Genomic DNA, 6,810 nt, shown 5'->3' with positions numbered 1-6,810 from the left:
CGATTGGCGCAGTGGTAGCGCGCTTCGTTCACACCGAAGAGGTCACTGGTTCGAACCCAGTATCGCCCACCGCGAGAAACCCGCTCTGACTAGGTGAGAAACCGAAGTCGGAGCGGGTTTCTTCGTTGCTGTGCAACATGCGTGCAACATGCCTCGCTCCCCTGCTCTAGGAGGAGTTCGCCATGACCACCCACACCCACGAGTTCGGGCCGCATCAGCTCGGCTGCACTCTGTGCCTTGAGCACCGCCAGGACTGCGCCTGCCCGCTCTGCAACCGCACGATCACCCTGCTGATGCCCGACACGCTCACCAGTGATCAGCGGCGCCAGATCAACGCCCGGATGCGCGGCAGCTTCGATGTGCACGTCGCCGAGTTCGTGCGCTGGAACAAGACCGAGGCGGTGACCCGATGACCCCCGCGGACCTGGCCTCCATCTACGCGCTCGGCCTGCGACCCGTCGTTGTCGAAGATCTCGGCCGACGGGCAGTACTCGTCCGTAAGCACCGCATTCTCCTGATCGACGCCGACATCACCATCGAGACCTTGCGCGACGTCACCGACGGGATCGCCACCAGGAAGGAGCCCATCCAGGCCAGCGACGACACCTTGGCGCTGCTGACGATCATTGGCCTGCGTGTGATCGAGGCCGATTGGCTACAGGACACCAACGCCATGCTGCTGCACAAGCAAGCCGCACTCCTCGTGAGCCCCGAAGCCGACCTCGATCAGGTCGCTGACTGGGCGCTCGCTGCATCTGCCAAGCGGCTCGCTGAGGTCGCCCAGTGACCACGCGCGACCAAGAACTGTCTGACCCGACTGCAAGCGTTGCCGGCACCATCAACGTCGATGAAAGGAACAACTCCATGACCACAACCGCGCTGACTACCCCGCCCGGATGCCCGTGGTGGTGTGAAAAGCCAGCTGGCCATCCGTACGATTCGAAACCTGCCCCCGGAGAACTCACACGACATCACCAAGCGTGCGTCATAGAGTTCGCCGTTTCACGGACTGTCTTTACGAACGGAGACGGCCGCGCATCCGTGGCGATCGAAGCCTACGAGGCCGTCACCGATGGCAAGCTGGAGCTGCAACCGCCGATCGTTGCCACGTACTTTGACTACCTGCATGAGTTGGACGTCGAGGACTGCAGGCGCATGGCCGACGCACTGACGACAGCGAGGGAGCGGCTGTTAGGGATCCTCGCGTTCGAGGGCCAACCAATCGGCGAAGACGCCAAGTCGTTGTTGGCTGCCATGGGGCTACGCCCGGTGATGGTGGAAGGCCTTGAAGACCACGCGTTGGCCCTCTGGGACGACGGCCTCATCCTGTTGCGCGCCGACATTTGCCATCGGGACTTGATGGATGTGCTGGAGCAAGTGCAGCCCATGTCGGCTGAGGAACGTCGTGGCTGAGTACCTAACGACCGCCGGTGCCGCCGAGTATGCCCATCGTCATCCGGGCTCGATCCGCCGATCGCTGGAGGCTGGCGAGCTGCACGGCGTCCAGCGCAAGAAGGGCGGGCCCTGGTCGATCAAGCCGGGCTGTATCGACGCCTACCTGGCTGGCCAGAAGTGTGAGCACCAGGCCGTGACCAACGTCAGGCCGCTGCGGCGGAGGGCGTCGGGATGAGCCAGGTGTTCATGTGCAGCTCGTGTGGCGCCACTCGCTCCTCCCTGTATCACCGAAAACGAGCGGATCTCACCTGCTCCCGCTGTGGGACGGTCGGTCCGCACAGTCTGATCCACGCCGAGTCGCCCAGTGACTCACGCGAGCGGGCGAATGTCAGCCGTCAGACCGAAACCCGCCTGATGCTGGAAGAGGTCGCATATCTCGAGGACATCGCGGAGCGACTTCAAATCGAAGTCCTCGCCCACTGGGAGGCAGGTGATCCGTGGCTGCACCACGTAGCTGCTCGCGATTGGTACGGCGCACGGCGATGGGTTGCCGTGATCAACCCTGACGCAACTCTCAAAGGGAAGCTGCACGCTCTCAGGGAGATCGTCGCCACTGTTGTGGACCCGTCGAAGTGGTCACAAGAGGATCTCCGTGTGGCTCGCCGTCACTGGGTGCACAAGCCCAGTGACGGAGATCTGGTTGGCCCTGCTCCCTTCTAGGGGGTGGTGGCTTCGGCAGATCTGGACCCCGAACCGCCAAGAAGGGCGATCCCGGCTGAGCTGCTGAGCGAGTGCGCGCGGGATTGCACCAGGGGCAGACGCCGGAAACCCCGGTTCTGAGACTCCCGGCGCTTTGGTCGGGCGCCAGCGATCTGGGCCGCTAGATTGCACGGACCGAGGTAATACTTGGGATGTGAGGGAGAAAGGTCGACGGTGATGGCCAAGCGAGTCATGACGAAGCTGCATCGCGGGTGGCGCCATCTCCGGACGACGCGCCTTCGACGAGAGGTTCTGCGCGATCGCGAATATGCCGAGTCCTATGCGCGCATGCTCGGCTACGAACCGGAGGCCATCCTCACCGATAGGCCCAATCCGACTCTCGTGAACAGGTAGCGGCTGAACGTCGAGGGGTGGAGTGGCGCTTCGCCGTCCGCGAGGATCGCCGGCGGCTTCCCGCCTTCTGCTGCGCACCCGAACGGAAGCTGCGGAAGCTGACCCGGCGCACCGAGTACGAGTCGACCTGCCCGTGGGAGTACGAGATCCAAGGCGCCGCCCGGCAGCTCGGTGTGCCGCTGGCACCGCCCCGACACTGCCTCGTGGCCGTTGAGGGCGACGAGATCACAGCTGTGGTTCTGTACTCGCTCGAGGATTCCCCGCTGATAATCCGTCTGGAGCTCATGGCCGTCGCCATGCAGCACCGCGGGAATGGCGGGTGGCTCGCGGACGACGCCCTCGCCGAATTCATGAACCGCGCACTCTCACCGATCACGGAACGAGCCGTGGTCACTATCGAGGCATACATCCACTCACGCAACCTAGCTTCGCAGCACTTCGCCGCCCGCAACGGATTCACGAACTCGGGAGAGGTCGCGGGCGCACCGCGCTTCGATGGGTACTACGAGAAGTGGCACCTGGTCATCGAGCTGCCACCGACCGAACCTGTCGAGTGAAGTGGCCACGGGCGGCGCGGGCTTCGGCTGCGTGCTGGGGCGCTGGCGGCCGTCGAGCGAGGTGACGGTGGGTGGACGGCCGACTGTTCCACTTGGAACAGTCGGCGCCCTGGAAGCTTCCAGATCTCGGTGGACGGTGCCATTCCCGACGCCAACGATCGGCGCGATCGCTCGCGTGCTCATGCCCTCGCCAGCCAGGTAGGCGACCAGTTCGCGGCGCTGGTCGCGATCGAGGCGCATCGGTGAAGCGCCCAGGGTGGACGACAGGCCCGCACGGGCGGCGCTCACGCCGCTCTCGGCTTCGCCTCCTGGACCGACTACCCGACCAGCGCGCTCAGCTTCTCCAGCGCCTCGTGGACATTGCCTGCCACCAGCTGGATCCGCTGGGTGAGTAGGCCGTCAGGGGCGCTCAGGGTCTGGGTCGGCTCGTCCGCTCTGCGGGCCTCAGCTTGCTCCTCGAGCGGATCGGCAATCAGGACGGGAGGAGGGCATCGACGATCGCGCCAGGTCAAGCGCGAAAGATCCAGGCATAGGGGGTGGGGGTGGGGAGTCCGCGAGGTACCTGCCTCTCCCCCCTGGGGTCTGGATCCCGAAAACCACCACTTATCGGAGCTAAATGCGTGACGCCCAAGCTCCTGAGCTGTCGGCCAGCAGCTGCAACCGGGAGAAGTTCGCAGCCGTGCCACACCGACGCGCTGGACTGAGCCCGAGCTGCCCGTGGCGCCGTGCGCGGGTGGGGCATGACCCGCGCCCGTTGCGCTACATCCAGCGATGGGTGCTGCCCAACGGATAGACCTTCAGCACGGCCTCCACCTGGTCGTCCTGGGCGGCGCGCACGACGCCCGCGCTTGTGCGCAACTCCGGATTGCCGCGCTTCACCCTCACGACCGCGACGCCATCATCCAGATAGAGAACGTCTATGGCCTGCTGGAGGCTGGCTCCGTGCTCGTGGGTCTGGCCATCCGGCGTCGTTATCTCTAGGCGCATGGCGCCCACTCTGGCACGTAGGCGCCGCTACCTGGCGGAGTCGGCCCCGAGGCCCTCAGATTCCACCTCAGAGGCGTCGACCGGACTCTGAGCGGCGCGGGCCAGCACCACCCGCACGGTGGCCGGCCACCACTGCCCACCCGTGGCCGTGGGGGTTCTTGTTGGCGGTGAGGTCGTCGCAGATCTCTTGCAGGGTGAAGCCGTTGGGGCGCAGACGGCAGATGCGCTCGGCGGTGCCGTTGGATCGGGTGCGCTGGATCTTGCCCTCGCGCCACGTCTCCGTGGGGGGCCTTGGAGAGCTGCGCCCGTCCGAGTTACCTCAGCGCGGAACACCACCCCCACGCCGCGGCATCTTGGCTCAGCCCTCCAAGGAGTTGTAGTACCGGCTGTACGCGGCGTCGGTCGCGGTGTCCGCCTTCGCCTGGCCGGCCGGCTGGTAGTACCGGCTGTACGTGACCGCGTCGTCGACGGCATCCAGGATCTCGCTGTCCGTCGGTTGAGCCGTCCGGAGCCACCCTTTCTCGTTCAGCTTGGCGACCAAGCTGGTGCGAGCATCGGACGAGAGTTCACGGGATGTGGCACTCGTTGCGGCAGATGTGACGATGCGCTTCTGCGCCTCGGCCGCAGGGCCCCGCAGAGTGCCGGGCGTGTGGCCGGGCGAAGGTCCGACCGCGACCCTCGACGCCTGAAAGTAGGCATCGAGAACCCCGCTCATGCTCGCCGGCACGCCCGACGCCTGCAGATGCTCGGCCAGCTGAAAAGCTGACTGGGCGAGTTCGGATGAGATGCGCATCGGAGTCACTCCTTGCCTGTGTTGAAGCGGTCCTGAGCGATCGCGGCCAGCAACTCGGGCTTGACGATTCCCTTGTGCTCCAGCTGGGACATCTGCGTGATCTCACTCGGGGGGACCAGCACCGCGGCCGGCGCGATCCGCAGCCAGCGCTGCCAAGCCGCTTCGCCGAGTCGATCGAACTGCTCCACGTTGAAGCACACCCCCCATTCGATGGGGCCCGCCTGCAATTTGGATCGAGTGGGCGCAACCAGCGCGAAACGGGAGAGATCTATCCGAGCCTCGGCGAGCTGGTCCAGGTACGGTGCGCGTGCCGCGAACTCCTGCCAAGCAACGATCGCCTTGGCATCGAGCTGGACGATCGTGTCGGGCGTGTCCCGCTCAGTGATCCCCAGCGCCCGCAGTTTCTTGGCTTGCTGAACGCCCGCATCGAAGTCGGGACGCATCTGCTCAACCATCTGGTCCGCATGTGCCCTGATGTTGGCCGCGAACTGCTCGGCGAAGAGCCGGTTGAGGTCACCATCGACATCTCTGGATAGCTTCATACCCGCTCGATGAATGGCGGTCTCCCTCATGTACTCGAGTAGCTCGTCGTCGGTGCATTCCAGGAGACTTGCCGGCATCTTCGGCTCAGCCAGCTCAGGCATACCGAGCGCTCGGTCTTGGAACCGCTCCCCCATCGGCACGTCGATGCCTACCGAGGTGAGGGTGTAAACCAACTCCACCAGGCCCAAAAGAACCGGGCCCGGCTCGGTCATCTCGTGGTGGCGGCTGCTCATGATTGCTTCCTCTCGTTCGTGACCGGGACATGCACCGGCAGCACCAGGCCGACTTGCTCCAGGTGGGCCAGGCAGTCCGGCCTGACGCCTGCGGGCAGGACGTCGCCCGCGTCGAACCGCCTGGTGGTGTACCTTCCCGGCGCATCATCTGGAACGCCTGCCAGTGGGCGCCCGTCGATGTAACAGTGCTCGATCGCCACCCAGAGCGTCACGTAGATCGCCTCGCTGCTCTCGGCTGGTGAGGTCATTCGCCGCCCTCCAGCACTGCCGCCCGATCGAGCACCCAGACGCCGGCGACCTTTCGGCCCAACCGCGGCGCCAGCCGGCGGGCGTGACGGGCCGTGATCCCCAGCGCTGCAGCGGCTTCGTGAATCGACATGCCCTCAGGCTGCCCAACCGGCCCCGAATCGATGTCCGCATGTCCGTCGGGGGACATGACGCCGACGAGGGTCGCGTAGGCCTGCAGGGGTGCCAACCCGTTCCGAGCCCGCCACCGCTGCGCATCCGCCAGCGCCTGAGCGAGAATCCTCCGCGTCACCCCGGACACCACCAGCGCGTCCCCCGGCAGCTCCTGGATCATCCCTCAGCCTCCAGCGGCATCCCTGCGGACCCGAGCTGCTCAGCCAGGTAGGACTCGATGAAGTCGGCCGCAGCATCCTCCAGACCCGGAATCGCGTAGAAGGAGAACCGCTGCCGGAAGCCAAACCCAGCCTTGTCCGCAGCATCGAACGCACACAGAAGCTCGATCGCGCAATCGGCAAAGTCCGGACGCGCAGGTTCCCGCGTCATACGGCATCACCGACGCTGGACAGGGCCACCGCGCGAGCGACTGCCTTGATCGTGAAGTCATGGCCGCCGTACACACCGAACGTGGTCCGGTGCGCTTGGGCGTAGGCCAGGCACTCGGAGGCCACCGGGCAGCTGTCGCAGGCCCGGGCAGCGTTGGCCCGCGCGGCGGAATCGTCGGACAGCCACGGATTCGGGCCGCCGTAGCTGCGGAGACACGGCAGGGTGCGCCCAGCCCGGATAGCCGTGTCGGTGGCCGCGAGCAGCCGATTGAGCGCAGCGTGCCGCTGCTCGACTCGGGTGCCCTTGTCGCCGGTCACCGCGGGAGGCGGAAACGGCCGGCTGTCCGCCGTTTCGATCCCCCCGTCCACCTGTCCCCCTCCTAGAGGGGGAGACAGACGGA

Annotated in this window: 13 protein-coding genes and 1 tRNA gene; 6 read left to right on the top strand and 8 right to left on the bottom strand. The window is 66.0% G+C overall.

Annotation, left to right across the window (positions count from 1 at the left end; translation table 11 throughout):
• From QM624_RS15590 to QM624_RS15565, 6 genes are all read left to right on the top strand, one after another.
• Positions 1-69, top strand: a tRNA-Val gene (locus QM624_RS15590).
• 113 nt (positions 70-182) lie between these two features.
• Entirely contained in the window at positions 183-413 is a 231-nt protein-coding gene (locus QM624_RS15585; protein ID WP_415093433.1) for a hypothetical protein, read from the top strand.
• Entirely contained in the window at positions 410-787 is a 378-nt protein-coding gene (locus tag QM624_RS15580) for a hypothetical protein (RefSeq protein ID WP_415093431.1), read from the top strand. The genes QM624_RS15585 and QM624_RS15580 overlap by 4 nt, the downstream gene beginning before the upstream one ends.
• Entirely contained in the window at positions 784-1,413 is a 630-nt protein-coding gene (locus tag QM624_RS15575) for a hypothetical protein (protein WP_415093429.1), read from the top strand. The genes QM624_RS15580 and QM624_RS15575 overlap by 4 nt, the downstream gene beginning before the upstream one ends.
• A complete protein-coding gene (locus tag QM624_RS15570; protein ID WP_415093427.1) occupies positions 1,406-1,630 on the top strand; it encodes a helix-turn-helix domain-containing protein in 225 nt (74 codons plus the stop codon). Before QM624_RS15575 ends, QM624_RS15570 begins: the two co-directional genes overlap by 8 nt.
• 1,081 nt (positions 1,631-2,711) lie before the next feature.
• Complete coding sequence (locus QM624_RS15565) at positions 2,712-3,065, top strand: GNAT family N-acetyltransferase (RefSeq protein WP_415093425.1); 354 nt, start codon at positions 2,712-2,714, stop codon at positions 3,063-3,065.
• A 317-nt stretch (positions 3,066-3,382) separates the two neighbouring features.
• Here the strand turns inward: QM624_RS15565 and QM624_RS15560 are convergent, their stop codons facing one another.
• From QM624_RS15560 to QM624_RS15525, 8 genes are all read right to left on the bottom strand, one after another.
• Positions 3,383-3,577 (bottom strand): hypothetical protein, encoded by a 195-nt coding sequence (locus QM624_RS15560; protein WP_415093423.1) that lies wholly within the window; start codon positions 3,575-3,577, stop codon positions 3,383-3,385.
• 247 nt (positions 3,578-3,824) lie between these two features.
• Positions 3,825-4,052, bottom strand: coding sequence for a hypothetical protein (locus tag QM624_RS15555; RefSeq protein WP_415093421.1), 228 nt, complete (start codon positions 4,050-4,052; stop codon positions 3,825-3,827).
• Between the two features lie 358 nt (positions 4,053-4,410).
• Positions 4,411-4,845, bottom strand: coding sequence for a hypothetical protein (locus QM624_RS15550; protein ID WP_415093419.1), 435 nt, complete (start codon positions 4,843-4,845; stop codon positions 4,411-4,413).
• 5 nt (positions 4,846-4,850) lie between these two features.
• Positions 4,851-5,621 (bottom strand): hypothetical protein, encoded by a 771-nt coding sequence (locus tag QM624_RS15545; RefSeq protein ID WP_415093417.1) that lies wholly within the window; start codon positions 5,619-5,621, stop codon positions 4,851-4,853.
• Positions 5,618-5,869, bottom strand: a complete 252-nt coding sequence (locus tag QM624_RS15540; protein ID WP_415093415.1) for a hypothetical protein — start codon at positions 5,867-5,869, stop codon at positions 5,618-5,620. The genes QM624_RS15545 and QM624_RS15540 overlap by 4 nt, the downstream gene beginning before the upstream one ends.
• Entirely contained in the window at positions 5,866-6,201 is a 336-nt protein-coding gene (locus QM624_RS15535; protein WP_415093413.1) for a hypothetical protein, read from the bottom strand. Before QM624_RS15535 ends, QM624_RS15540 begins: the two co-directional genes overlap by 4 nt.
• Positions 6,198-6,410 carry a hypothetical protein gene (locus QM624_RS15530; protein WP_415093411.1) on the bottom strand — a complete coding sequence of 71 codons (213 nt, stop codon included), beginning with the start codon at positions 6,408-6,410 and terminating at the stop codon, positions 6,198-6,200. Before QM624_RS15530 ends, QM624_RS15535 begins: the two co-directional genes overlap by 4 nt.
• Complete coding sequence (locus QM624_RS15525) at positions 6,407-6,727, bottom strand: WhiB family transcriptional regulator (RefSeq protein WP_415093409.1); 321 nt, start codon at positions 6,725-6,727, stop codon at positions 6,407-6,409. Before QM624_RS15525 ends, QM624_RS15530 begins: the two co-directional genes overlap by 4 nt.
• Between the last annotated feature and the right edge of the window lie 83 nt (positions 6,728-6,810).

Source organism: Micropruina sp., from assembly GCF_047606365.1.
Classification (GTDB): Bacteria; Actinomycetota; Actinomycetes; order Propionibacteriales; family Propionibacteriaceae; genus Micropruina.
Note: the sequence above shows the minus strand (reverse complement) of the source record. Positions and strands in the feature narration are given on the sequence as shown.